At 71.1% G+C, this 24,202-nt stretch carries 24 protein-coding genes and 1 pseudogene; 14 read left to right on the top strand and 11 right to left on the bottom strand.

The features are described 5' to 3' along the window. Together GUY59_RS36640 and GUY59_RS36635 are read left to right on the top strand one after the other, a co-directional pair. The coding region (locus GUY59_RS36640) for a DUF2243 domain-containing protein (protein ID WP_161714875.1) at positions 1-444 on the top strand (444 nt) is incomplete at its 5' end. After that, positions 441-1,163: pseudogene (locus GUY59_RS36635) on the top strand (cytochrome c oxidase assembly protein); the annotation flags it as partial. The gene GUY59_RS36640 and the pseudogene GUY59_RS36635, both read left to right, overlap by 4 nt. A 68-nt stretch (positions 1,164-1,231) precedes the next feature. Here the strand turns inward: GUY59_RS36635 and GUY59_RS49305 are convergent. Continuing rightward, positions 1,232-2,212 (bottom strand): C-terminal binding protein, encoded by a 981-nt coding sequence (locus tag GUY59_RS49305; RefSeq protein ID WP_138205523.1) that lies wholly within the window; start codon positions 2,210-2,212, stop codon positions 1,232-1,234. Between the two features lie 560 nt (positions 2,213-2,772). Continuing rightward, the gene (locus GUY59_RS36625) at positions 2,773-3,633 is read right to left on the bottom strand and encodes a S1 family peptidase (RefSeq protein ID WP_138205521.1); all 861 of its coding nucleotides are present in this window, start codon (positions 3,631-3,633) and stop codon (positions 2,773-2,775) included. A gap of 111 nt (positions 3,634-3,744) precedes the next feature. Between GUY59_RS36625 and GUY59_RS36620 the strand changes: the two genes are divergently transcribed. Beyond that, positions 3,745-4,923: a sensor histidine kinase gene (locus GUY59_RS36620; RefSeq protein WP_138205519.1), complete on the top strand. Its 1,179-nt coding sequence runs from the start codon at positions 3,745-3,747 to the stop codon at positions 4,921-4,923. Next, positions 4,920-5,585 (top strand): response regulator, encoded by a 666-nt coding sequence (locus tag GUY59_RS36615; RefSeq protein ID WP_132335803.1) that lies wholly within the window; start codon positions 4,920-4,922, stop codon positions 5,583-5,585. The genes GUY59_RS36620 and GUY59_RS36615 overlap by 4 nt, the downstream gene beginning before the upstream one ends. Here GUY59_RS36615 and GUY59_RS36610 read toward each other — a convergent pair. The 3 genes from GUY59_RS36610 to GUY59_RS36600 form a co-directional block, all read right to left on the bottom strand. Beyond that, the gene (locus GUY59_RS36610) at positions 5,582-6,157 is read right to left on the bottom strand and encodes a TetR/AcrR family transcriptional regulator (protein ID WP_252375132.1); all 576 of its coding nucleotides are present in this window, start codon (positions 6,155-6,157) and stop codon (positions 5,582-5,584) included. The two genes, GUY59_RS36615 and GUY59_RS36610, sit on opposite strands and share 4 nt — an antisense overlap. Before the next feature lie 80 nt (positions 6,158-6,237). Beyond that, positions 6,238-7,764, bottom strand: a complete 1,527-nt coding sequence (locus GUY59_RS36605) for an AbgT family transporter (RefSeq protein ID WP_138205515.1) — start codon at positions 7,762-7,764, stop codon at positions 6,238-6,240. Between the two features lie 138 nt (positions 7,765-7,902). Further along, positions 7,903-8,940 carry an Lrp/AsnC family transcriptional regulator gene (locus GUY59_RS36600; RefSeq protein ID WP_138205514.1) on the bottom strand — a complete coding sequence of 346 codons (1,038 nt, stop codon included), beginning with the start codon at positions 8,938-8,940 and terminating at the stop codon, positions 7,903-7,905. A 73-nt stretch (positions 8,941-9,013) separates the two neighbouring features. Here GUY59_RS36600 and GUY59_RS36595 point away from each other — a divergent pair, with 73 nt between their 5' ends. The 9 genes from GUY59_RS36595 to GUY59_RS36555 all read left to right on the top strand — a co-directional run bounded on the left by GUY59_RS36595 (position 9,014) and on the right by GUY59_RS36555 (position 18,366). After that, positions 9,014-10,471, top strand: coding sequence for an amidohydrolase family protein (locus GUY59_RS36595; protein ID WP_138205512.1), 1,458 nt, complete (start codon positions 9,014-9,016; stop codon positions 10,469-10,471). Continuing rightward, positions 10,468-11,448, top strand: a complete 981-nt coding sequence (locus GUY59_RS36590) for a threonine ammonia-lyase (RefSeq protein ID WP_132335793.1) — start codon at positions 10,468-10,470, stop codon at positions 11,446-11,448. Before GUY59_RS36595 ends, GUY59_RS36590 begins: the two co-directional genes overlap by 4 nt. Then, positions 11,438-11,788, top strand: a complete 351-nt coding sequence (locus tag GUY59_RS36585; RefSeq protein WP_138205510.1) for a RidA family protein — start codon at positions 11,438-11,440, stop codon at positions 11,786-11,788. Before GUY59_RS36590 ends, GUY59_RS36585 begins: the two co-directional genes overlap by 11 nt. Before the next feature lie 1,166 nt (positions 11,789-12,954). Further along, complete coding sequence (locus tag GUY59_RS36580) at positions 12,955-14,550, top strand: ATP-binding protein (protein ID WP_138205508.1); 1,596 nt, start codon at positions 12,955-12,957, stop codon at positions 14,548-14,550. A gap of 56 nt (positions 14,551-14,606) precedes the next feature. Further along, positions 14,607-15,014: a roadblock/LC7 domain-containing protein gene (locus tag GUY59_RS36575; protein WP_201761763.1), complete on the top strand. Its 408-nt coding sequence runs from the start codon at positions 14,607-14,609 to the stop codon at positions 15,012-15,014. Beyond that, complete coding sequence (locus GUY59_RS36570) at positions 15,011-15,361, top strand: DUF742 domain-containing protein (RefSeq protein ID WP_138205504.1); 351 nt, start codon at positions 15,011-15,013, stop codon at positions 15,359-15,361. The genes GUY59_RS36575 and GUY59_RS36570 overlap by 4 nt, the downstream gene beginning before the upstream one ends. After that, positions 15,342-15,920 carry a GTP-binding protein gene (locus GUY59_RS36565; protein WP_132335783.1) on the top strand — a complete coding sequence of 193 codons (579 nt, stop codon included), beginning with the start codon at positions 15,342-15,344 and terminating at the stop codon, positions 15,918-15,920. The genes GUY59_RS36570 and GUY59_RS36565 overlap by 20 nt, the downstream gene beginning before the upstream one ends. After that, a complete protein-coding gene (locus tag GUY59_RS36560) occupies positions 15,917-17,242 on the top strand; it encodes a cytochrome P450 (RefSeq protein ID WP_201761761.1) in 1,326 nt (441 codons plus the stop codon). Before GUY59_RS36565 ends, GUY59_RS36560 begins: the two co-directional genes overlap by 4 nt. Then, complete coding sequence (locus GUY59_RS36555; protein ID WP_138205502.1) at positions 17,146-18,366, top strand: cytochrome P450 family protein; 1,221 nt, start codon at positions 17,146-17,148, stop codon at positions 18,364-18,366. Before GUY59_RS36560 ends, GUY59_RS36555 begins: the two co-directional genes overlap by 97 nt. A 111-nt stretch (positions 18,367-18,477) precedes the next feature. Here GUY59_RS36555 and GUY59_RS36550 read toward each other — a convergent pair whose 3' ends face one another. From GUY59_RS36550 to GUY59_RS36540, 3 genes are all read right to left on the bottom strand, one after another. Next, a complete protein-coding gene (locus GUY59_RS36550; RefSeq protein ID WP_138205500.1) occupies positions 18,478-19,653 on the bottom strand; it encodes an RNA polymerase sigma factor in 1,176 nt (391 codons plus the stop codon). A 6-nt stretch (positions 19,654-19,659) separates the two neighbouring features. Continuing rightward, the gene (locus GUY59_RS36545) at positions 19,660-20,064 is read right to left on the bottom strand and encodes a YciI family protein (RefSeq protein ID WP_138205529.1); all 405 of its coding nucleotides are present in this window, start codon (positions 20,062-20,064) and stop codon (positions 19,660-19,662) included. Between the two features lie 63 nt (positions 20,065-20,127). Continuing rightward, positions 20,128-20,799: a response regulator transcription factor gene (locus GUY59_RS36540; RefSeq protein WP_138205498.1), complete on the bottom strand. Its 672-nt coding sequence runs from the start codon at positions 20,797-20,799 to the stop codon at positions 20,128-20,130. 102 nt (positions 20,800-20,901) lie between these two features. Between GUY59_RS36540 and GUY59_RS36535 the strand changes: the two genes are divergently transcribed. Beyond that, the gene (locus tag GUY59_RS36535) at positions 20,902-21,831 is read left to right on the top strand and encodes an oxidoreductase (protein WP_138205496.1); all 930 of its coding nucleotides are present in this window, start codon (positions 20,902-20,904) and stop codon (positions 21,829-21,831) included. An 18-nt stretch (positions 21,832-21,849) separates the two neighbouring features. Here GUY59_RS36535 and GUY59_RS36530 read toward each other — a convergent pair whose 3' ends face one another. Genes GUY59_RS36530 through GUY59_RS36520 form a run of 3 tightly spaced genes read right to left on the bottom strand, consistent with a single transcriptional unit; the run spans position 21,850 to position 23,811 of the window. Next, positions 21,850-23,052, bottom strand: a complete 1,203-nt coding sequence (locus tag GUY59_RS36530; protein WP_138205494.1) for an RNA polymerase sigma factor — start codon at positions 23,050-23,052, stop codon at positions 21,850-21,852. After that, a complete protein-coding gene (locus tag GUY59_RS36525; RefSeq protein WP_252375131.1) occupies positions 23,049-23,387 on the bottom strand; it encodes a YciI family protein in 339 nt (112 codons plus the stop codon). Before GUY59_RS36525 ends, GUY59_RS36530 begins: the two co-directional genes overlap by 4 nt. Positions 23,388-23,412: 25 nt before the next feature. Next, positions 23,413-23,811 (bottom strand): VOC family protein, encoded by a 399-nt coding sequence (locus tag GUY59_RS36520; protein ID WP_138205492.1) that lies wholly within the window; start codon positions 23,809-23,811, stop codon positions 23,413-23,415. Positions 23,812-24,202: the final 391 nt, after the last annotated feature.

Here is a 24,202-nt window from a genome sequence, read left to right as displayed (position 1 = left end):
CTGCTGCACCAGATCCTGCAGTGGCACCACATGCTCAGCAGCACCGGCACCGACCGCATCGGCGTTCGCCCCTACCCGGTCGACACCGTGCCGGGCCTGCGGATGAACACCGTGTGGGACGGGTTGTTCCACACCGTCACCTGGCTGGCCGTGCTGATCGGGCTCGGCCTGCTCTACTCCCGCGTCACCGGCTCGCGCGGGCGGGTGTGGCGCTCGCGGACGCTGTGGGGGTGGATCCTCTTCGGCTGGGGCGCGTTCAACCTGGTGGAGGGCCTGATCGACCACCATCTGCTCGGCATCCACCACGTGCGCACCGGCCCGCACCAGCTCTGGTGGGATCTCGGGTTCCTGCTGCTCGGCGTGCTGCTCATGCTCGCCGGGTGGGCGCTGCAACGTACCGGCGGGGTGCTCGACCTGTGCCGCGATGACGAGCCGGCGCGGTGACGGTCCACGACGGTCACGCGCACGCGGCGGCGTACCTGCCGGTGATCCTGACGCTGGCGGGGGCCGCATACCTGGTGCTGGCGGCGCGCACGGGGCCGAGGACGTGGAGCCGGTGGCGCGGCGCGGCGTTCCTCACGGGCCTCGCGCTGACGGCCGCCGCCCTGACCGGGCCGATCCAGGCTCTCGCCGCGACCGATTTCCGCGGCCACATGCTGCAGCACCTGCTCATCGGCATGCTGGCACCGCTGTGCCTGGTGCTCGGAGCGCCGATGACCCTGCTGCTGCGCTCCCTGCCCGCCGCCCGTGCCCGCCGCCTGGGCACCCTGCTGCGCGGACGAGTCATGCACGCTCTTTCCCACCCGGTCGTCGCGCTGGTGCTCAGCGTGGGCGGCATGGTGGTTCTGTACTGCACCCCGCTCTACCGGCACACCATGACGAACGAGTGGCTGCACGCGGCGGTCCACGTGCACTTCCTGCTGTCGGGCTACCTGTTCGCATGGGTGATCGCCGGACCTGACCCCGCCCCCGGGCGTCCCTCGGTGCCGGCGCGGTTGGTGGTGCTCGGGGTGGCGATCGCGGTGCACAGCGGGCTGTCGCAGCTCATGTACGCCGGAATCGGGGTGGACGTGCCCGTGCCGGCGGAGCAACTGCGCGGCGCGGCCGAGATCATGTACTACGGCGGCGACATCACCGAGTTGCTGCTGGCCGTGACGCTCGCGGTCGGCTGGCGCCCCCAGCGCAGGGCCCGCCGTACGCGGTGGAGCCCGTCGGGCTACGCGGGCCGAGGTCAGCCCGCCGCGCGGTCCGCACCTCGTACCGCCGGCTGGTTGATCGCGTTGCGCGGCCGGTCGCCGTTCAGAGCGGCACGGACTTCCGAGAACACCTCCTGGGTGAGGTCCGCCAGCGACTCCTCGGAGTAGAAGCCCGCGTGCGGGGTCACGATCACGTTCGGCAGGGCGAGGAGCTCCTCGTGCGCGTGCGGCGGCTCGGTCGCCAGGACGTCGAGTGCCGCGCCCGCCGGCCGGCCGTCCCGCAGCGCCGCCAGCAGGGCCGGCTGGTCGACGAGGCCGCCTCTCGCCGTGTTGACCAGGTAGGCCGTCGGCTTCATCGCCGCCAGTTCGGCCGCGGAGATGACGTGCCGGGTGTCGGGCGTCAGCGGCGCGTGCAGGCTGAGCACGTCGGCCTCCGCGACCAGCCGCTCAAGCGGTACGAGCTCGGCGAACGCCGCGTGCGGGCCGTCGGCCACCGGGACCGTCGCCAGCACGCGGAAGCCGAACGCGGCGGCTCGCGCCGCGACGGCTCGGCCGACCCGGCCCAGCCCGAGCAGGCCGAGCACCCGCCCCCGGGTACGGCGGAGCGTCCCGGCTCCGCAGTGGTCCCATCCGCCGCTCCGCACGTGGTCGTGGTAGCGGACGATGCCCCTGGTGGAGGCCAGGATCAGCGCCAGCGTGTGGTCGGCCAGCTCCTCGACGCAGTAGGACGGCGCCCGCGAGACGTGTATCCCGGCCGCCGTCGCCGCGGCCACGTCGATGTTGTCGACGCCGACGCCGTACGAGCAGATCAGCCGGCAGCGTCGCATCCTGCCCACCAGCTCGGCGGTCACGGGGGCGGCGTCGGCGAGGACCACGTCGGCTGAGTGACACAGCTCGTGGGCGTCGGCCCGCCCGGAGGCGTCGATCAGTTCCGCCTGCGGGCCGACGAGCGCGGGATCGAGCCCCCGCGGGTCGGGGTGATCGAGCACCACGACCCTCTTCAACGTCTGCACCATGTCCCCCTTTTTCGTGTTCCAGGCTTCCAGCCTCCCAGAACGCCCCGGCCGCGACGTCACTCGCCGAGATGGCGGCGAAGGTTCCTCGCGACGACGGGAGCGACCTTGCGCAGCTTCTTCGGGCTGTCGTACACGGTCAGGTGAAAATCTGCCCGAACGGCCGCGATGGTCGAACGGGTCGCTGGACTTCGGTGACCATCACACGACGTCGTACGACTACGACGGCGAGGAGAACGGCGCCTACTGCGTCCAGATCTGCATGTTCGAGGATGCGTCCAGGAGATCGATGACCAGATCCAGAGATATCGCGACGAGGGCGACGGTGAGGAGTGACCATCGGCGACTGGACCGGCTATCTGGTCGTCCAGTGGGTGGGTGAGGACGGCGGGAAGGGCACCCCCCGCGCTTTTCCTCAGGATGGGCGACAGGCAGCGCGCGGAGATCATGTTCAGCCCTGGCCACGCCAAGGAGTTCTCCGGTGGGAGGCCGTCGGCGCCGAGCTGAGGGAGATCGCGGAGGGGCTCGCCTCGACCCTCTGACTGCCCGCGGGTGCGGATCCCTCACCGGCCCCGCTGCTCGCGGGGCACCGGCACGGCGATGCCGGCCGTCTTCGTGATCCAGCCCTTGTAGGCCGCGGCGTCCGTCCACACCCCGGGGCCGACGCAGCTGGGGTCGGTCTTCTCGTTGCCGTCGCGGCTGGTGATGCCGGCCAGCTCCCAGCGGCCCCCGATCTTGCGCACCATGGGGCCGCCGGAGTCGAGGATGCAGCTCTGGGCCTTCTTGGCGGGGTGTTCGGAGCAGATGTCGCTGGCGGCGTCGATGCCCGTGCACCGCTTGTCGGAGACGATCGCGCTGTCCAGCTCCTGCAGGGTGACCGGCGGATCCGGGCACTTGTTTCCGTCTTCGCAGGTCATGCCCCAGCCCAGGAGGCGGACCGGCTGGCTCGCAGCTCCGGGCCTGCCGGCGATCCTGATCGGCTTCTGCGTGACCGGCCGGTCCAGCTTGACGAGCGCGATGTCGTGCCGCAGGTCGTTGGGGTCGGCAGTGTAGCGGGGGTGCCTGACGATCTTCGTGACGTGGCGCAGGCTGCCGCCCTTCTCGACGTGGGTGCCGCCGACCTTGGCGCTGACCTGGCCGATCGGGACGTGCGAGCAGTGCCCCGCCGTCGCCACCCACTGGGGAGCGACGAGCACGCCCCCGCAGTAGTGCACGTCCTTGCCGTCGCGCAGGGTCACGGTGAAGGAGTAGTTTTCCGTGGCGTCGCGCCCGCCGATGATCGCGTTGGCCGGCGACGCCATGGTCGCCGCGAGGACCGCTGCGCCCCCGACCGCTCCCGCGATGGTCAGGGCCCGCGCCCGGCCACGCCCGGCCCGGTCGCCGTGGTTGCTGAGGAAACTGGTGAGTCCGCTTCGTTCGATCATGCCGTCAACGGTCGCGGATCCCGCCGTCCGCGACATCGGAGCATGGTCTGGTCATGGGTCTCATACCGTGGTCTGAGCCGCCGCCGGGCGCCTACAGGCTAGCGTTCGGCCATGACCCATGATCTCCGGCCGCCGCTGCTGCTGAGGGTGCGGCCCGTGTTCCTGGCCCTCGCGGACCTGGCGATCGCCGTGTTCCTGACGTTCTTCACCGTGATGGCCATCATCGAGGAGGTGCCGCCGGAGGCGAGGGTGGAGCCGCTGCCGATCCTCGCCGGAGTCCTCATGGCGCTGCCGCTGGTGGTCCGCCGCCGCCGGCCCGTTCCCGTGGTGGCGATCGTGGCGGGAACGAGCATGGTGGCCGTGGCCATGCGGTGGGTGGCACCCCACGCGGCGCTGGTGCCCGACGTGCTCCTCGTCTTCGCGATCTACCCGGTGGCCGTGTCGGAGCCGTTCCGCCGTGCCGTAGCCGCGCTCGCCCTGTCCGTGGGAGGGATCTCCGCGGCCGTGCTCTTCGCCGTGTCGCAGGAGCCGCGGCCTGACTGGGGCAGGTCGCTGCCCGTGCTCGCCACCGAGATGATCATTCCGGTCGCGGTGTGGATGGTGGGGCGCACGGTGCGCGCCCGCAGGGACCACGAGGCGCGGACCGCCCAGCAGGTGCTGGCCGACGAACGGCTGCGCATCGCGCGCGATCTGCACGACGGTGTCGCGCACAGCCTGAGCGTGATCACCGTGCAGGCGTCCGTGGCCCTCCACGTCGCCGAGGAGCGGCCCGACGAGGCCCGCTCGGCCCTGACCGTGATCGAGGCATCCAGCCGCGAGGCCGCTCGGGAGCTGCGGCGCATGCTCGGCCTGTTGCGCGCCGTCGACGAGGATCCGCAGGACGCCGCGCGGCTGGAGCCCGCGCCGACCGCCGACCGGCTGGCCGAGATCGCCCAGCACGCCACATCCGCGGGGGCCGAGGTCGACCTGCGGATCGGTGACGGGCTCGACGGCATCCCGGCTACGATCGGGGTCGCGGTTTACCGCATCGTGCAAGAGTCCCTGACCAATGTGATCAAGCATGCCGCTCCTGCGCGCTGCGTGGTGCGGGTCGACAGGAGGGACGACGCAATGGAGATCGAAGTGACCGACGACGGCCGTCGCGCCCCGGCCGGCCACCCTCCGGGTCACGGGCTGGTCGGCATGCGCGAACGCGTCGCCGTCTACGGGGGCGAGTTCACCGCCGGGCCGCTCGCGGGCCGTGGGTTCCGGGTCCACGCGAGGCTTCCGCTGGAGGGGGTGCCCGCGTGAGCGGCGTCCGGGTGCTGATCGCCGACGACCAGCACTTGCTCAGGGCGAGCTTCGGGGTGCTGATCGGCACCACCCCCGGGCTGGAGGTCGTCGGCGAGGCCGAGAACGGGCTGCAGGCCGTCGAGCGGGCCGCCGGGCTGCGGCCGGACGTCGTGCTGATGGACATCCGGATGCCCGAGCTCGACGGGATCGAGGCGACCCGGCGGATCTGCGGGGCGCCGGCGACCGCGGGCGTGAAGGTGCTGATCCTGACCACCTTCGACCTGGACGCCTACGTCTTCTCAGCGCTGCGCGCGGGCGCCAGCGGGTTCCTGCTCAAGGACACCCCGCCCGGAGACCTGCTCTCCGCGATCCGGGTCGTGGCGGGCGGAGAGGCGCTGCTCGCTCCCTCCGTCACCCGGCGTCTCATCGGGGAGTTCGCCCGGCAGCCGCAACCCCGCCAACGGGCGGACCGCTCCCTCGACGGCGTCACGGCGCGCGAACGCGAGGTGCTCAAGCTCATCGGCCAGGGGTTGTCCAACACGGAGATCGCCGAACGCCTCATCGTCAGCATGGCCACCGTGAAGACCCACATCGGCCAGTTACTGGCCAAGCTGCACGCCCGCGACCGCGCGCAGCTGGTGATCGCCGCCTACGAGAGCGGCCTGGTCACCGTCGGCTAGGCGTTCTGCTCGGCGGAGCCCGAGCGGAACCGCAGGATTCCCTCGATTCCCTGGAGGAACGTCTCGCTGACCTCCACCGGGTCGGCCAGGCAGCCCGCCGCCATCGCGCCGTCGCGCAGCATGACGAAATGCCGGCCGGCGGGCTCGGGCGGCGTCTGCCCGGTCTGCGCGAGCAGGTCGGTGACGGTGCTCAGGAACCACTCGCGGTGGGCGAGCACGGCCTTGTGCACGGGATGCTCGGGGTCCGGATATTCGGCCGCGGCGTTGAGGAAGGCGCATCCGCGGAACCCGGGCGAGTTGATGTCGTCGGCGATCGCCCTGGCGATGGCCCGCAGGACGTCGGCCGCCGGTCCGCCGCGGGCGACGGCTTCGCCGGCCCGGTCGCGCAGGGCCTGGTCGGCTCCCCGGAGATAGGCGACGACGAGTTCGTCCTTGCTGGGGAAGTGCCGGTACAACGTCGCGCGGGTCACCTTGGCCTCCGCGACGATCCGGTCGATCCCCACGGAGTGGAGCCCTTCCGTGTAGAAGAGCCGGGTCGCGGTGCCGAGCAGCCGCGATCGCGCTTCTGACACCTGACCTCCTGTGTGCTGCACCATCGCCGGAAGTCTAGCAGGGAGAACGTTCGGTCTTGAAGTGCCGCAGGCCGCCCCGATCAGGGCAGGTGGATCCCCGCGCCGGGGCCGACCGGCAGGCCGAAGAAGTAGAAGACGGCCAGTACGCACGCCCACACCAGGCCGAACGCGGGCACGAACGGCAGGAGCCTGGACGCCAGCGTGCCGAGCTTGAGTTCGGGCTCGTACTTCTGCGCGGAGGCCAGGATGAAGTACAGGAAAATGTGCATCGGGGAGATCGCCTGGGTGATGGAGTCCCCGATGCGGTGGGTGGCCTGGATGATGGCCGGTGACAGGCCGAGCAACATCAGCGCCGGCACCATCACCGTGGACTCCAGTGACCACAGGCCGGAGCCCGAGGTGATCACCAGATTGAGCATCGAGGACAGCAGGATCAGGAAGACCAGCGCGGGGAACCCGACGAGCCCCACGGCCTGGGCGGCGTCGGCCAGCTTCACCGCGAGGAACGTCGCCAGCCCGCTCCAGGAGAGCACGCTCAGCGTCTGGGCGACGATGAAGATGAGGGTGATGAACCCGGCCATCTCCTTGATCGACGCGGTCATCAGCGTGTAGACGTTGCGCTCGTCCTTGTCCAGCTTCATCGCCCGGCCGTAGGTGTAGCCGAACAGGAAGAACACCAGCGCGATGATCGGCACCAGGTTGTCCAGCAGGGGCGAGGGCACGAGTGAGCCGTCCTCGCCGCGCAGCGGGCTGCCCGGCACCAGCCAGGCGAGCACGACCAGCGCCAGGAACCCTGCCACCACGAGCCCCGAGACGAGCAGCGCCCGCCGCTCACGGCGGGTCACCTCGACGTGCGCGTCGTCGCCCTCGGCGGGCCGCCACGCGGGCAGCCGAGGCTCCAGCACGCGGGAGATCAGCAACCCGCCGACGACGGGCAGGACCAGCCCGGCCGCGGCGCCGAAGTAGTAGTTCATCGCGATGTTGGTGGTGTAGCCGCCGCTTCCCGGCAGCAGGGCCGCGGCCTTCTCGGTGATGCCCGCGAGGCTGGCGTCGAGCGTGCCCAGCAGGAGCCCGCCGGCGTAGCCGGTGGCGGTGCAGGCGTACGCGCCGATGAGCCCGGCCAGCGGGTGCCGGCCGACCGCGCGGAAGACGAGCGCCGCCAGCGGAGGGATGACGAGGAAGGACGCGTCCGACATGACGTGCCCCTGGCAGGCGACGAAGGCCACCACGTACGGCACCAGGGAACGCGGCACCCGGTAGAAGGCCAGGCGCACCGCCGCCTCCAGTGCCCCCGTGCCCTGCGCCACGCCCACCCCGAGCACCACGGTCAGCACCGGGCCGAGAGCGGGGAACTCCACGAAGTTGTCCACCGCGGAGCCGAGCAGGTCCACCAGGCCCTCGCCGGACAGGACGTTCCTGACCGGCGTCGCCTCGGCGACGCCGGGTGGTTGCACCGTGGCGCCGAGGGCCGCGGCGGCCCACGACGCGAGCGAGATCAGGACGAACATCCCGACGAACATGATGAACGGGTTGGGCAGTCTGTTGCCCAGCCGTTCCACTCCGCCCAGCACCCGGTCCAGGGTCGTTGGTCGCCCGGTTTTCAGCATGAGGGGTTCCTTCGCGTTGCCAGCGATGGCTTTGGCCGCCAGGTAATTGGGAAAGTATGGGCAGCCCAGTCAGACAGGCCCTTCCATCGCCGGAAACCGTCATCCTGACCGGCGTTCATGCAGGAACCGGTCATCGTTTCACGGTGGCGCACCGGGATCGTCCGCCCCCAGCGCCCACAGGTCGAGCGGCGTCGTGGAGGACCAGCGGCCGACCTGGTCGAGCACCCGTCCGTACAACTTGACCTGGCGCAGCACCAGCTGCCTGTCCACGATCGTGGCGTGCGGGAAGTCGTGGCGCAGGCGGGTGACCAGTTCGTGCAGATTGGCCACGTTGTGCAGGCCCACGGTCAGTAAGAGGTTGTTGGGTCCGGCGACGGCCGCGCAGGTGCGGGTCTCGGGCCAGCTCAGGAGTTGCTCGCCGGTGCTCTCCAGGTGGTCGTCCGGCATCGCCAGCCACAACACCGCCGAGTCGTGCCAGCCCGCCAGCCGCCTGGCCAGGTCGCAGCGGAAGGTGATGTCGCCGACCGCGACCAGCCGGTTGATGCGACGCTGCACCGTACGGGCGGACAGCCCGAGCTCGGCCTCCAGTTCGGCGAAGCTGCGCCGCCCGTCCGTGCTCAGCGCGACGAACAGGCGGCGGTCGATCTCGTCCATCGGGCGGGTCACCGCGTGCGGGTGGTGCGCCGGGCGCAGCCGTCCGGCCTGGGCGGCGTTGAGCACCCGCAGCCGCCAGCGCATGCTCAGGTCGAAGGCCCGGGTGGCGATGTGGGTGCGCACCCGGGTGATCCCGGGTTGCCGGGGGAGCCGGGACAGCAGGTACTCGGACAGGTCGGCCAGGTCGGGCGCGATCGCGATCGTCCACAGGTCGTACGAGCCGGCGATGTGCTGCACCGTGATCATGTGCGGCTGCCGGGCCAGCTCCGCGGCGACCTCGTTGGCGGCGCCGGCCTCGCAGGTCAGTTCCAGGAAGGCCACGCTCATGGTGTGCAGCTGGCGCCGTCCGAGGGCGACCGTGCACCACGCCAGCCGGTCGTCCACCAGCCGTTTCCACCGCCGCGCCGCGGTCACCGGGTCCATGCCCAGCACCGCGCCGACCTCGGCCCAGGACGCCCGGGGGTTGAGTTGCAGCGCGTCGATGAGCTCGAGATCGTTTTCCCGCAATATGACGGAATCCATCACGACATTGCTCCCTTTATGTCGGATTCCGGCAGTATAGGCGCATCTTGGGGCGGATCGTGATGATTAAAGGGTGAATGACCTACTGTTGCGTGGCGCACGGGTGGTGGATCCCGAAACGGGACTGGACGCGGTCCGCCACGTCGCCATCACGGACGGCAAGATCACGTCAGTCGCCGAGGAACCGGCGCCCGCCCGCCACGAACTCGACCTCACCGGCCGGGTGCTGGCACCGGGCTTCATCGACCTGCACAGCCATGCGCAGACGGTGGGCTCGCTGCGCATGCAGGCCCTGGACGGCGTCACCACGGCCCTGGAACTGGAGTCGGGCGCGGCCCCGGTGGAACAGGCCTATCGGCGCGCGAGCGACGAGGGCCGCCCGATCAACTACGGCTACTCCGCGTCCTGGGCCATGGCCCGGATGAAGGTCCTCGACGGAGCCGAGCCGGACGGCGGCTGGGAGAGCTTCGCCGACCTGTGCGGCGGCCCCCACTGGCGCGACAAGGCCACCGCCGCCCAGGTCGACCAGGTGCTGGCCGAGCTGGAAACCCAGTTGCACGCGGGCGCGCTGGGCATCGGGGTGCTACTGGGCTACGCCCCGCAGACCGGGCGAAAAGAGTACGTCCAGGTGGCGCGGCTGGCCCAGCGTTACGACGTGCCCACGTTCACCCATGCCCGCTTCAAGAACCCCGACGACCCCGGCACCGCGCTCGAAGGCATCGCCGAGGTGGTCGCCGCCGCGGCCGGCACCGGCGCGCACATGCACCTGTGCCACATCAACAGCACGTCGCTGCGCGCCATCGACGAGGTCGGCGCCGTGGTCGAAGGGGCACGCAGGCACGGGCTCAAGGTGTCCACCGAGGCCTACCCCTACGGCGCCGGCATGACCACGATCGGCGTGCCCTTCCTGTCACCGGAGAACCTGCCCCGGCTCGGCATCACGCCGCGCGACCTCGTGATCGCCGCCACCGGCGAACGTCCTCGCGACGCCGGACGGTTGCGCGAGATCCAGCGCACCGACCCGGGCACGATGGTGGCCATCCACTACCTGGACGAGGACGACCCGGCCGACTGGTCGGTGCTGGAACGCGCCCTGTTGCTTCCCGACACCGCGGTCGCCTCCGACGCCATCCCGTTCGCCGCCCCGGACGACACCTGGCCGTTGCCGGTCACGGCCGCCGGCCATCCGCGTACGAGCGGGACGTTCTCCCGGTTCCTCGCCACGATGGTGCGCGGCTCCGGCCGCCTGAGCCTGGTCGAGGCGGTGGGACGGTGCACCCTGCGGCCCGCCGAGGTGCTGTCCGCGGTGGCGCCGCAGTTCCGGCGCAAGGGCCGGGTGCAGGAAGGCGCGGACGCCGACCTCGTGGTGTTCGACCTCGACGAGGTACGCGACCGGTCCACCTACACCGAGCCGGGGCGCCCCTCGACCGGCGTCGACCACCTGCTGGTGAACGGCGAGTTCGTGGTCAGGGACGGCGAGGTGCTGCCGGACGCGAGACCCGGCAGGGCCGTGAAGGGACGGCTGGCATGACCGAGCAGGTGACGCAGGCGGACATCCGCGCCGCCGCCGCACGCATCTCCGACACGGTGGTACGCACTCCGCTGCTGCCCTTCGACCCGGCGGAGCCCGGCCGGCCACTGTGGATCAAGCCCGAGTCGCTGCAGCCGACGGCGGCCTTCAAGCTGCGCGGGGCGTACAACAAGATCAAGCAGTCGCTGCCCGAGGCCCGGGAACGCGGCATCGTCGCCCACTCCAGCGGCAACCACGCGCGCTCGGTGGCCTGGCTCGCCCAGCGGCTCGGGCTGCGCGCGGTGATCGTGATGCCGGACACCGCGCCGCCGAACAAGGTCGACGTGGTCAGGGAACTGGGCGCCGAAGTCGTCCTGGTGCCCCCGGCCCTGCGCGACACCCACGGCTTCGTGCTCGCCGAACAGCACGGCTACCTGCCGGTGCCGCCGTTCGACGACCCGGCGGTCGTGGCCGGTCAGGGCACCGTGGGCCTGGAGATCATGGAGGACCTGCCCGACGCGGACGTCGTCCTGGTCCCCGTCAGCGGAGGCGGCCTGGCCGCCGGGGTGGCGACCGCCGTCAAGGCGCTGCGACCGCGTACCCGCGTGGTCGGGGTCGAGCCGGAACTGGCCGCGGACGCGGAACAGAGCCTGCGCGAGGGCCGCCGCCTGGCCTGGGAGCCCGAGCAGACCTACCGGACCGTGGCGGACGGGCTGCGTACCCACGGCCTGGGCCGGGTGCCGTGGGAGCAGATCCGCCGCCACCTCGACGAGATCGTGACCGTCAGCGAGGAGCAGATCCTCGACGCGGTACGGCGCCTCGCACTGGACGCCCGGCTCGTCTCCGAGCCCAGCGGCGCGGTGACCTTCGCCGCCTACCTCGCGGGGGACACCGCCGGCAAGCACGTCGCCATCCTGAGCGGCGGCTCCGTCAACCCCGCGCTGCTGGCCCGCGTCCTGACCGAACCCGCTCGCCAGGAGGTCCTCCATGAGCACTGATCCACACCACCCGTACAGCCCGGCCGTGGTCGCCTGCGGGCTGGTCTTCGTCTCCGGCTCGCTGCCGCTGCGGGAGGACGGCACCGTGGTGGGCGGCGAGCGGGCGGCGCTGGACGCGGCGATGGACACCGCGCGGCGGCGCATGGCCACGGTGGGCGCGCGGCTGGAGGACGTGGTGAAGCTGACCTACTTCGTCACCGACATGAGGCTGCGGGACGCGGCCAACCAGCAGTTCCTCGACCTCTGGCCCGAGCCGCGACCCGCCCGCACGGTCGTCGGCGTACGCGACCTGCCCTACGGCAGCGTGGTGGAGATCGACGCCGTCGTGAAGGCCCCCTGATCCACCGCGCCGACGGCCTGCGCCCGCCCGCGGGCATCATGGTCGTCATGCCAGGCTTCGCCGATCCAGCGGCGGCGTTGCGGATGTCGGCCACGTCCCGGCCACGGAAGCCGGCGCTGTGAGGTAGCCCATGGGGTGAGTTCGCAATCGGTTCTTCACCGAGTGGACCACCGAACCAGTCCCTCCACGATCTACAGTGCGTCCGGCCCGGTTCCTGTTCTCACTGAGCGTCAGCACCACCGGCATCCCCGGATCCCTGGAAGAGCGCGTGGCGCTCGACCGGAGCTGCCTGGCCGGACGCAGGATCCTCATCGTGCTCGACAACGTCGCGGGGGAGGAGCAGGTGCGGCCGCTGCTGCCCGGGGCGCCGGGCACGGCCGTGCTCCTCACCGGACGGGTCAGGCTGGTCGGCCTGGAGGGCGTGAGCCTGCTGGAACTCGACGTCCTGCCGTCGGCCGAGGCCATGGGGCTGCGTCCTGCAGCGGGCGACGAAGGTCGCCGAGGCGCTCGGCAACGCTCACTACCACGACGGTCACCCAGTTCCTGGGCGCGGTGGCGGCCGAGCTCACGCTGGCCTACAGCGAGGACGGCAACTTCGGCCACTACCTCGCCGACGCGCTCAGCGTTCTGGGGCAGCTGGACCTGGTCGAAGGAGACCTTCCTTGATCATGACCCTGAACCTAACAGGCGGCGACTCGTCCATTGACATCGAGGTAGTTAATTCTTGCGCGTTTCCGACCCAATTGCGCCGATTGCCCAGTGCGAAATCCCACCACGCGGAGTGCGTGGCGGCGTACGCGAGTGTGATATGCGCAGGTCGCTGCGTACCAGGGACTCGTAAGCGGCTCGCCGGGGTTCGACACAGGGGTGCTGAAAGGGACGCAGTGAAGAACGTGCACACGGTTGACTAACGCGACTTAAGCGGAATACTGGTCACCCGATTGGGCCGTCCTTCTAGTGAGACGAGAATTCCCATGCCGTCGTTTGGCCTCGCCATGCCTCACACAGAGCCGCACCAGGCACACAGCGGCGTCGGCCACGTCGGAGGGTTCGCGCCACGGGGGCGCGGTCTCAGTCGGCCACCGGACGAGATCGACGCTCGCCGCTAGCACAGGCTTCCGTGGCGTCGGCAGATCCCATCGCCTCCCCAACCTCCCAGGACTTTCATGCCGTCAGACTCCTTCAGCGTCGCGATGGTGATCTGCGTCGCCGTCCTCGTGCTCGCCCTCGCGGGCGTCGTGACCCTCTATCTGCGCCTACGCGGCCGGCTCGGCCAGGCCCGCGGGCAGCTCGCACAGACACGTCAGGCGCAGGACCACCTGACCCGCGAGTCCAGCGCCTGGAGCCAGCGCCTGCTGCAGGCCGAACGCAAGGCCCAGGAGAACGCGGACCTGCTCCGCGAGGTCCGCGCCCAGCACGACCTCCTGCGCGTGGAGACCGATCACCTGATCTCCAAACGGATTCCCGCCCTGCTGTCCCACCTGCGCTCCCCGCACGTGATCGTGCCCGGCATGCAGAACCAGGCGCTCGCCGGCACGGACCTCGACAGGCAGCACCGCGCCATCCTCGACGCGCTCACCCGCGGCATCCGTGACGAGAGCGAACGCATCGACGAGGCCGCCCAGGCGGTCATCAGGGGCGCCATGTCCCGCGTGCAGACCCAGGCGCTGCGCGCCCAGGACCTGCTCGCCGGTGTGCAACAGCGCTACAGCGGCGACGAGCACACGGCGCTGCTGCGCGAGGTGCTGGGCCTCGACATGTTCAACGAGCTGATCATCCGCCGCATGCAGGTCACCGGCATCGCCTGCGGCGCCACCCCCGGCCTGTCGCGTGACGACACCTACCTGGTGGACCTGGTGGTGGGTGCCGTCTCCCGGGTGGAGAACTTCGAGCTGCGCATCGAGGGCCCGGCCAACCACCTGCGCCGCAGGATCGGGGTCGCCGCTCGCGCCGCGGAGTCGATCCTGTTCACCACCGCCGAGCTGCTGGCCAACGCGGTCCACCACTCCCACGGCACGCTCAAGGTGACCATCGCCGTGCACGAGACCAACAACGGCGCCGCCATCGTCATCGACGACGCCGGCGTCGGCCTCAACGAGGACCAGTACGCCCGCGCGGGCCGCCTGCTGAGCGGCAACCATCCCGTGCGCCTGGTCGACCTCGGCAACCCGCCCCGCACCGGCTGGGCCGCGATCGGCCGCCAGGTCGCCCACTACGGGATGCAGGTCACGGTCAAGAAGAGCGCCTTCGGCGGCGTACAGGCCGTGTTGAACATCCCGACCGCCCTCCTGGTGGAGATGCCGGAGGACACCCGGCCGTCGGTGCTGGCGCCCGAGCCGGTGCGCGCGGTCGCCCCGGCCGCCACGGCCATCCGCCGGGAGCCCATGGCCGCCGCCACGGCCGTTCAACAGGGATCGACGGCCGTCTCCGCGCACCGGCCGGAGCCGGTGGCGGCGCACCGGCCCGAGCCGGTCGCCTCTTCGGTACGGCCCCAGCCCGTGACGGCTCCCCAGCCCGTGACGGCCCCCCAGCAACGGCAGGCGGAGGACCTGGCACCGCTGCCGCAGCGCCGCCGCCAGTCGCCGCGTTCCGCGTCCAGCTCCACGACCACCACAGGAGATCATTCTGACGGTACGGGTGGCAGGTTGCTCACCACCCCGGAAGAGGCCCAGAAACGGTGGGGGGACTTCCAGGCGGGAGCCGAGGCGGGCCGCCGCGAAGCGCTCCCGACCGAGCAGCACGACATAACCGAAGGGAAATGACCGTTTCCATGGACGCTCACAGCGCTTCAGGCCGTGTTCAGGCCAAGGGTCGCCCGTTGCCCCTCGACGTGTCCTGGGTCCTGTCACCCCTGCTCGCACTGCCCGGCGTCGTCAGCGGCGTGGTGCTGAGCCGTGACGGGCTCATCCTCGGCGGCTCGGCGGACGTGACCACCGAGAGCGGCGAGCGGGCCGCCGCCATGACGAGCTCCGTGCTCGGGGCGGCGCGCGCGCTGTGCGCGGGCCTCAGCGACGGCGCGGACGACGAGGTGGTGGACATCGTCATCTCCGCCGGCAGCGGCTACTACTACGTCGCCCCGGCCGGCGACCGCGCGGCCATCGTGGTCGCCGCCACCGGTGTGGTCAACATCGGCGCACTGGCCTACGAGGTGCAGCTCCAGGTGCAGAAGCTGCTCAAGGCTCTCGACGAGGCCAGTGCGGCCAGGGTGCAGGGCGTCCGGACATGACCTCCGGACGGCAACGGCGGCGGGTCGTCCCGGACTTCATGGCCGCCGCGAGGTTGACCGTGCCCGAGCACATCCACGTCGAGCGCACGACGCTGGTGTACGTCGCGCCCGACGCCGCCACCAACGGGCTGGCCCCTCCTGGGTCGCACCTGGTGTCCCTGCTGGGGGACGGGCCCCTGTCGGTGTACGAGTGCGCCGCGCACTTAGGCCTGCCGTACTGCGTCGTGCGGTTGCTGGTCGCCGGGCTGGTCGGAGGCGGAACACTGCTGACCCGCGATCCGCCCATCAGCGACCTGCCCGACATTGAGATCTTGGAGTTGGTGCTCAGTGGCCTCCGCGCTCTCTGACAGCCGAATCAGTACTGAACACATACCGGTCAAGCTGGTCATCGCCGGGCCGTTCGGCGTGGGCAAGACGACCTTGGTGGACGCTCTCTCGGAGATCAAGCCCCTCAACACCGAGGAGGTGCTCACCCAGGCGGGCACGCTGGTGGACGACCTCACCGGCGTGAACGAGAAGACGACCACGACCACCGCCATCGACTTCGGCCGCCTCACCATGCCGGGCGTGGTGCTGTACCTGTTCGGGGCGCCGGGGCAGACCCGGTTCCAAGTCTTGTGGAACGAGTTGGTGCGCGGCGCGCTGGGGGTCCTGGTGCTGGCCGACACCCGCAGGATCGACGACAGCTTCGCTGTCCTCGACCTGGTGGAGAGTGCCGGCATCCGCTACGCGGTGGCCGTCAACCACTTCCCCGACTCGCCCGACTACCCGCCGGACGCCCTGCGCAAGGCGCTCGACCTGCACGCGCACACGCCGCTGGTGGTGTGCGACGCACGCGACCCCGCCTCCGCCCGCGCCTCCCTGATCGCGCTGGTGGAGCACATCAGAGAGCTGGTGTTGTCATGACCCTGCGCTACATGCCCGACGCGGGCCGCCTGTACGGACCGGACTACGCGAGGGACCCGCAGGCCATCTACGCGGAGCTACGCCGGCGGCACGGCGCGGTCGCGCCCGTGGAGATCGCCCCCGGCATCGAGGCGCACCTGGTGATCGGCTACCAGGCCGCCCTGGACGTGCTCACCAACGTCGGCGGCGTCTGGAGCAAGAACGGCAAGGCCTGGCAGGCGCGGCTGCCCGCCACCCCTGAGGCCGCCGGGCCGGTCGCCATGCTGGGCTACCGGCCGAACGCGCTGATGACCGACGGGGCCGAGCACGCCAGATTCCGCAAGGTGATCTCCGACTGCTTCGAGCTCGTCCAGCCGCACAAGCTGCGCCAGTTGGTGATCATGGTGTCGGACTCGCTGATCAGCCAGTTCGCCGCGAAGGGCGAGGCGGACCTGGTCTCCGAGTTCGCCGCGCTCATTCCGGCCCGCATCTTCAACGGGCTCTTCGGACGGCCCGACTCCGCCAGCGCCGGCCTGATCCAGGCCCTGGCGGACATGATGGAGGCGGACGGAGAGAAGGGCGCGCAGGGCAGCGACGCGTTCAGCCGCTACATCGGCGAGCTGATCCAGTCCAAGCACGCCCGGCGGGGCGACGATCTGACGTCCTGGTTCATCGACCACCCGGCCGCGCTCAAGACCGACGAGCTGGCCGAGACCCTCGTGCTGGTGATGGCCGCCGCCTACGAGCCCACGTCCAACCTGATCTCCAACACGATCTCCCGGATGGTCAGCGACGACCGTTACTACAGCTCGCTCTCCAACGGCGCGCTCGGCACGTACGACGCCCTGATGGAGGCTCTGCGCGCCGAGCCGGCCATGTCGAACTACGGCCCGTACTTCGTGCTCCAGCCCGTGCACTTCCACGGCACCTGGATCCAGCCGGCCGAGCTGGTCCTGGTCTCCTACGCCGCGGCCAACACCGAGCCCACCAACGTGCCCGAGGAACTGCGCTCCGACGGCGGCGCGTACCTGGGCTTCGGCGCCGGGGCGCACCGCTGCCCGGCCAGCGACCCGGCCATGATCATCGCGATGACCGCGATCGAACGCCTGACCTCCCATCTGTGCGACCTGGAACTGACCGTGCCTCGCGAGGAGCTCTCCTGGCGGCCCGGGCCGTTCCACCGCGCGCTGGCCCACCTGCCGGTGCGTTTCACTCCCATTCGCCCTGACCAGCCAGGAGAATCCCCTTGGGCAGTTCAGCCCCCGTCGCCCTCGACCCCTTCGGCACCGACCTCCCCGGGGAGGTCCGGCGGCTACGTGACCTCGGCCCCCTGGTCCTCGTAGAGCTCACGGGAGGCATCCCGGCCTGGGCGGTCACCCGCCACGATCTGCTCAAGCAGCTCATCCTCGACCCGATGGTGAGCAAGGACAAGCGGCACTGGCGGCAGCTCGACCGGGCGCTCACCACGCCGGGCTGGTCCTGGATCATGACCTGGATCGGCGTGTCCAACATGCTGAGCGCCTACGGCGACGAACACCGCCGGCTCCGCAAGCTGATCGCCCCCAGCTTCACCGCGCGCCGTACCAGGGCCATGCAGCCGATCGTCGAGAAGATCGTCGCGGAGCTGCTGGACGCGATGGCCGCGCAGCCGCCCGGCCGGTCCGTCGACCTGCGCAGCGCCTACGCCCACCCGCTGCCGATGCGCGTGATCTGCGAACTGTTCGGGGTTCCCGCGCACATGCGGGAGGAGATGGCCCAGGTCATGGAGGCCATCATGGACACCACCGCAACCCCGGAGCAGGCGGCGGCCACGGCGGCCCAGATCGCCACCGTCTTGCCCGCGCTGGTGGCGTACAAGCGCGAGAACCAGGGCGACGATTTGACCACGGAGCTGATCAACGTCCGTGACACGGGCGACTCGCTCAGCGACACCGAACTGTGCGACACCCTGCTGCTGCTGATCGCGGCCGGGCACGAGACCACCGTCAACCTGATCGGCAACGCCGTGCACGCCCTGCTCACCCATCCGGACCACCTCCGGCGTGTGCTGGCGGGGGAGATCACCTGGGACGCGGTGATCGAGGAGACGCTGCGCTGGGCGCCGTCGATCGCCAACCTGCCGCTGCGCTTCGCCATCGAGCCGATCGAGATCGCCGGCGTACGGATCGAGGCGGGCGACGCGATCATCACCAGCTACATGGCGGCCGGGCACGACCCCGACCAGCACGGCGAGGACGCCGGCCGGTTCGACCCGACCAAGGAGAGCGCTGAGCATCTGGCGTTCGGCATAGGGGTGCACCGCTGCATCGGAGCTCCGCTCGCCCGCCAGGAGGCGCTCACCGCCCTGCCCGCCCTGTTCGCCCGGTTCCCTGACCTGCGGCTGGCGGTGGACGAGAGCCAGGTGGGGCACGTCCCGTCGTTCATCGCGCACGGCTGGAGCACCCTGCCGCTCCTGCTGCACCGCTGACGTCCAGGAACACCCGGAGCACCCGCGCGCGACCCGGGCACGGACGGCGTACCGGACGCCACTGACGTGCCCGGCGGCGCGGTCCCTCAGCCGCCGGCCCGGTTTCCTGAGCTAGTGGGCCGGGGAGTGCCCGTCGTCCGCCTTCCCGCGCAGCCGCTCGTCGAGCCGTGCGGCCTGCCGCGTGAGGTGCTCGCGTTCGGCCGGACTGGGAGCCGATCGGGCGGCTTCGGCGTAGAGCCGTGCCGCGCCCACCTGGTCCCCGTCACGCTCGTGCAGATACGCGGCGACGGCGGCGTGGCGGGGCAGGGCGGGGTCGAGCTCCGCCAGCGCTGCCAGGCCGGCCCGGGGGCCGTCGGCCTCGCCGACCGCGACGGCCCGGTTGAGGCGGGCCACCGGGCTGTCGGTGAGGCGCACCAGCTCGTCGTACCACTCGACGATCTGCACCCAGTCGGTCTCCTCGGCCGTACGGGCGTCGGCGTGGAGCGCGGCGATGGCCGCCTGGGCCTGGAACTCGCCCAGACGGCCGCGGGCGAGCGCCGCCTGGAGCACGTCGACGCCCTCGGCGATCAGCCGGGTGTTCCACAGGCTGCGGTCCTGGTCGGCGAGAGGCACGAGCCGGCCGTCGGGGCCGGTGCGTGCCGGGCGCCGGGCGTGGTGGAGCAGCATGAGCGCGAGCAGGCCCGCGACCTCCTCGTGGTAGGTCGCGGCCGCGAGCCGGCGCGTGAGCCGGATGGCCTCGCCGGCCAGGTCGACGTCGCCGGAGTAGCCCTCGTTGAAGACCAGGTAGAGCACGCGCAGCACCGTGGCCATGTCACCCGGTTGGTCGAACCGCACCCCTGAGACGGTGCGCTTGGCCCTGCTGATCCGCTGGGCCATGGTCGCCTCGGGCACGAGGTAGGCCTGCGCGATCTGACGCGTGGTCAGGCCGCCGACCGCGCGCAGCGTGAGCGCGACGGCCGAGGCCGGGGTCAAGGACGGGTGCGCGCACAGGAAGTACAGCTGGAGTGTGTCGTCCGTCACCCGGGCCGGTCCGGGCATGGGCTCGTCCTCGACGCGCAGCTCGCGGTTGCGCCGGGAGGCGTCGGCGCGGACGGCGTCGAGGAACTTACGCCAGGCGACCGTGACCAGCCAGCCCTTGGGGTCGCGCGGCGGGTCGTCCGGCCACACCCGTACGGCCTCGACCAGGGCCTCCTGTACGGCGTCCTCGGCGGCGGCGAAGTCGGCTCCGCGACGGACGAGTACGGCGATCACCGTGGGGGTGAGGGTCCGCAGCAGGGCCTCGTCCACCGTGCGTCACTCCGTGGTCAAGGGCGCGGACAGGAACGGGCGCAGTTCGAGCCATTCGTGGATCGGCCTGCCACCCGCGCCCGGGGCCGCGGACAACTCACCGGCCAGCTCCAGCGCCCGCTCGTAGGAGTCGACGTCGATCATCATCCAGCCGGCGATCAGGTCCTTGGTCTCGGCGAAGGGGCCGTCGGTGACCGGCGGCCGCCCCTCGCCGTCGTAGCGGACGAATGTGCCCTCCGGGGCGAGCGCCTGATGGCCGACGAACTCCCCGGTCTCCTGGAGACGAGCGGCGAAGTCGCGCATGTACTGCACGTGCGCCGACAGCTCCTCCGGCGTCCACTGGTCCATCGGCACGTCGTTGACCGGGGCCGGGGCTCCGCGGTAGTGCTTGAGCAGCAGGTACTTGGCCATGGTGTTCTCCTTGGTGCGGTACGGCACCATTCTGGCCGCGTTCACCTCCGGAGACGAACCCGCCTAGACCAGGCCGAGCTCGCGGGCCCGGACACCGGCCTGGAAACGTGATCCGGCGCCGAGCGCGTCCATCAGCTCGGCGACCCGGCGTCGATAGGTCCGTACGCCCAGGCCGAGCCGGCGGGCGGCGGCCTCGTCCTTGACGCCCTGGCTGAGCAGGTCCAGCACGGCGGGCGCGAGCCGGCGGATGTCGGCGACCTGCGCGTCGTAGACCGCGAGATCGGTCGCCGACCGCCACGCCGTCTCGAACAGCGACATCACGCCCTGGACGGTCTCCGGCTGGCTGATCACGCTGTAGCTGCGCTGACCCGCCCTGACATCGCCCGCCAGGATCACGAGCCGGCGGTCGATGACGATCGTCTCGTTGATCTCCTCGTGGGTGATGCGGATCTCCGCGCCGAACTGGTCGCGGCGCCGGGCGAGCTCGTGCGCGGACAGCGAGTCGAGCAGCAGCGCCGACCGGTACATCTTGCGGATGCGCACACCGGCCGCGCGTCCCGCCGTCGCCGCGGCGAGCTCGTCCGACCTGTGGTCGGCCGCCCAGGTGGCCAGGTCGTTGGCCGCACATGCGAGGTCGGTGACGGTCGCGAGCAGGTGTCCTATCCGCCGGAACAGTTCTTCTTCGCCTCGTACGACCGTGACCGCTTCGTTCACGCGCGTGAGGCCGTCGCTCATCCGCACACCATCGATTCTGCATGACCCCACCCCATAACGGCTAGCTCGGCAGGATGTTGCCATTCTCGGACAAGCAGGGAGCGTGACCGCACGCTGAGAAACATGACGATTCACCACGACAACGCCAACAGCACACCTGCCACCGCCGCGGGCACCTGGCGGCTCGGCGACCGTACGGTCAACCGCGTCGGGTTCGGCGCGATGCGCCTGACCGGCATGCCATGGGACGACAAGCCCAAGGACCGCGCCGACGCGATCGCCGTGCTGCGCCGCGCCATCGAGCTCGGCGTCGACCACATCGACACCGCGGCCTTCTACTTCCTGCCCACCCGTTCGGCCAACGAGCTGATCAGCACGGCGCTCCAGCCGTACCCCGGGAATCTGGTCCTCACCACGAAGGTCGGGCCGGCCCGCTCCCGTGACGGCGCGTTCGAGTACGCGCGGCCGGACCAGCTGCGCGCCCAGGTCGAGGAGAACATCCGCCAGCTCGGACTCGACCACCTCGACGTCGTCAACCTGCGCTGGGGCGCCGGGATGGACAAGGAGCCCGGCTCCGTGGCCGAGCACTTCGGCGCGCTCGCCGAGTTGCGCGAGGCGGGCCTGATCCGCCATCTCGGCGTCTCCAACGTCTCGGCGGAGCAACTGGCCGAGGCGATGGCGATCGCGCCGGTGGTCTGCGTGCAGAACCGGTACGGCCTGACCGAGCGGCAGGACGAGGCCCTGGTCGAGACGTGCGCCCGGCACGGCATCGCCTTCGTGCCCTTCTTCACCGTCGCGACCTCGCTCCCCGGGGCCACCCCGCACGGCGGCCACGACGAGACGGGGCAGGCCGAGGTCGCCAAGGTCGCGAAGGCCCACGGCGCGAGCCCGGCACAGGTGCGCCTCGCCTGGACCCTGCACCACGGCGACCACATCCTCGCCATCCCCGGCACCGGCAACCGCGCGCACCTGGAGGAGAACATCGCGGCGGGCGCCCTCCGGCTGAGCGACGACGAACTGGCCCTGCTCGACGGCATCGCCACGGCGCCCTGACCAAGGGGCCCGAGGCGCTCAGTCCCAGCCCAGGCGTTGCCTGAGCAGCGCCTGCTGGGCCGGGTTGGTGGTCAGATCGAGCGCCCGCTGGTCGGCCCGCCGGGCCTCCTGGCCACGGTCAAGGGCGCGCAGCAGTTCGGCTCGGGTGGCGTGCCAGAGCGGATAACCCTCCAGCTCCTTACCGAGGTCGTCCAGTTCGGCAAGGGCCGCCTGGGCGCCGTTGACGTGTCGCAGGGCGATGGCGCGGTGCAGGCGCGTCACGGGTGAGGGCGCCAGGCGCAGCAGCATGTCGTACAGCACCAGGATCTGCGCCCAGTCGGTGGCGGCGAAGGTGCCGGCCTCGGCGTGGCAGGCCACGATCGCCGCCTGCAGCTGGTACGGCCCCGGACGCCGGTAGGCGCAGGCCGTACGCGTGAGGAGGGCGGTGGCCCGCTCGATGGCCCGCCGGTCCCACAGGCCGCGGTCCTGGTCGGCCAGGAGCACCAAGTGGCCCTGGAGGTCGAAGCGGGCCGTGCCGCGCGCCCGGTGCAACCGGATCAGCGCGAGCAGCCCGGCCGCCTCCGGCTCCTTCGGCAGCAGGTTCGCCAGCAGCGCGGCCAGCCACTCGGCGTCGTCGACCAGGTCGCGTGCCTGCGCCCGTTCAGCCGTGCTGGACAGATAGCCCTCGTTGAACAGCAGGTAGATGACCGCCAGCACCTCGTGGACACGCTGCGGCAGCTCCTCGTCGGCAGGCAGGCGGTACGGGATCCCCGCCTCGCCGATCTTGCGTTTGGCGCGGGTGATGCGCTGCGCCACCGTGGACTCCGGCACCAGGAACGCCGCGGCGATCTGCGCGGTGGACAGCCCGCACACCACGCGCAGGGTCAGCGCGATCTGCGCGGCACGCGACAGCGCCGGGTGACAGCACATGAAGATCAGCCGCAGCCGGTCGTCGGTGGTGGCGGGCGCCGACCAGGTGAGCTGGGCGAGCTTGGCCCGGTAGTTCGACTCCCTGCGCAGCACGTCGAGCCCGCGCCGCCGGGCCACGGTGAACAACCAGGCGTCCGGCCTGCGCGGGATGCCCTCGGCCGGCCAGCGCAGCAGCGCGGTCTCGACGGCATCCTGCACCAGGTCTTCGGCGGCGGAGAAGTCGCCCAGCAGTGAGGCCAGGGACGCGGCCAGCCGGCCCGCGTGCTCGCGCACCACCCCCGCCAGCACCTCCTGGCTCACCCGTTCGTTCATGAGATGGGGCGGATCTCCACGACAGGACAGGCCGGCCAGGACCGAGCGATCTTCAGCGCCTCGTCCAGGTCGGCCACCTCGACCTCGGCGAACCCGCTGACCACCTCCTTGCCCTCGGCGTACGGCCCGTCGGTGACGACAGGCTCGCCCTCGCCCATGCGTACCGTGGTGGCAGTGTGCACCGGCGCCAGACGAACATGGTGGGTGATGCTGTCCGCGTGGTCGGCGAACCACTGGCTGACGGCGGCGTAGGCGGCCTCGCGCTCAAGGTCGCCCATGGCGTGCAGGCGCTCCGCGAACTCTTCGGTCTCGACGAACATCAGCACGTACTTCACGTTCGTTCTCCTCAATGTTGTCGTGTCAGCGTGCCGCGAGGGCGGCGTACAGGTCGATGCCATTACCGTCAGGGTCGGCCACCGTGGCGTACCGCATACCCCAGAACGCGTCGAACGGCTCGGCGATCCCCCGGTATCCGGCCCCGACGAGCTCGGCGTACTTGGCGTCCACCCAGGCGGGGGCGCCGAACTCGAAGCACAGCAGGGTGCGTGGGCCGCCGGAGGGCGCGATCCAGCCGGGCAGGTGCGGCGTGCGGAAGGCCTCGGTGTCCAGCATGACATGCAGGCCGTTCGGCAGGTCACAGCCGGCGTGCTCGGGTGAATGCTCATCGATCTTGAACTCCAGCCCCAGCCGGGCGTAGAAGGCGATGGCGGCGTCCAGGTCGGACACCAGTATGTCGATCGTGTTCAACGTGGGATTCATGAACTCGCTCCTTCGGGTCGATCGGTGAGGCGCCGAAGGCATGGCCCTCACCTCACAGACGAACGGGCGGCCCCTCGATACGACATAGATGCCCGGTCGGCACCGTTTGCGGATGGTTGGTACGTTGGTGTCAGGTGTGCCGGGAAGTCTGGTCGGCGATTCTCAACGTCGATCACGAAAGAGGCTTGTAGGTGCGCGCACGCGATCTGGCATGCCATCCCCTGGCCGTCACCGTTGACCCGCTGACCGGCCGTACCATCCTTGAGGCGCTGCTGGACCGGGCGGTGGCCGCGTGAGCGTCACCGCATGGCTGGCGGTGGCGGTTTTCCTGTGCGCCTACGCGCTGATCGCCACCGAGAAGATCCACCGGGTGGCGGCCGCGCTCGGCGGT

It is taken from the genome of Nonomuraea sp. K271, from assembly GCF_009908215.1.
Classification (GTDB): domain Bacteria; phylum Actinomycetota; class Actinomycetes; order Streptosporangiales; family Streptosporangiaceae; genus Nonomuraea; species Nonomuraea longispora.
The sequence above is the reverse complement of the archived record's forward strand: the minus strand, read 5'-3'. Positions and strand labels throughout refer to the sequence as shown.

What these genes read in the sequence shown, in the direction of transcription:
- GUY59_RS36585 (WP_138205510.1), top strand. Translation starts at nt 11,438, where the DNA reads ATGAGCACTGATCCACACCACCCGTACAGCCCGGCCGTGGTCGCCTGC.
- GUY59_RS36520 (WP_138205492.1), bottom strand. Translation starts at nt 23,811, where the DNA reads ATGAATCCCACGTTGAACACGATCGACATACTGGTGTCCGACCTGGAC.
- GUY59_RS36620 (WP_138205519.1), top strand. Translation starts at nt 3,745, where the DNA reads ATGACCCATGATCTCCGGCCGCCGCTGCTGCTGAGGGTGCGGCCCGTG.
- GUY59_RS36545 (WP_138205529.1), bottom strand. Translation starts at nt 20,064, where the DNA reads ATGGCCAAGTACCTGCTGCTCAAGCACTACCGCGGAGCCCCGGCCCCG.
- GUY59_RS36580 (WP_138205508.1), top strand. Translation starts at nt 12,955, where the DNA reads ATGCCGTCAGACTCCTTCAGCGTCGCGATGGTGATCTGCGTCGCCGTC.
- GUY59_RS36605 (WP_138205515.1), bottom strand. Translation starts at nt 7,764, where the DNA reads ATGCTGAAAACCGGGCGACCAACGACCCTGGACCGGGTGCTGGGCGGA.
- GUY59_RS49305 (WP_138205523.1), bottom strand. Translation starts at nt 2,212, where the DNA reads ATGGTGCAGACGTTGAAGAGGGTCGTGGTGCTCGATCACCCCGACCCG.
- GUY59_RS36530 (WP_138205494.1), bottom strand. Translation starts at nt 23,052, where the DNA reads ATGAACGAACGGGTGAGCCAGGAGGTGCTGGCGGGGGTGGTGCGCGAG.
- GUY59_RS36590 (WP_132335793.1), top strand. Translation starts at nt 10,468, where the DNA reads ATGACCGAGCAGGTGACGCAGGCGGACATCCGCGCCGCCGCCGCACGC.
- GUY59_RS36535 (WP_138205496.1), top strand. Translation starts at nt 20,902, where the DNA reads ATGACGATTCACCACGACAACGCCAACAGCACACCTGCCACCGCCGCG.
- GUY59_RS36570 (WP_138205504.1), top strand. Translation starts at nt 15,011, where the DNA reads ATGACCTCCGGACGGCAACGGCGGCGGGTCGTCCCGGACTTCATGGCC.
- GUY59_RS36540 (WP_138205498.1), bottom strand. Translation starts at nt 20,799, where the DNA reads ATGAGCGACGGCCTCACGCGCGTGAACGAAGCGGTCACGGTCGTACGA.
- GUY59_RS36625 (WP_138205521.1), bottom strand. Translation starts at nt 3,633, where the DNA reads ATGATCGAACGAAGCGGACTCACCAGTTTCCTCAGCAACCACGGCGAC.
- GUY59_RS36600 (WP_138205514.1), bottom strand. Translation starts at nt 8,940, where the DNA reads ATGGATTCCGTCATATTGCGGGAAAACGATCTCGAGCTCATCGACGCG.
- GUY59_RS36560 (WP_201761761.1), top strand. Translation starts at nt 15,917, where the DNA reads ATGACCCTGCGCTACATGCCCGACGCGGGCCGCCTGTACGGACCGGAC.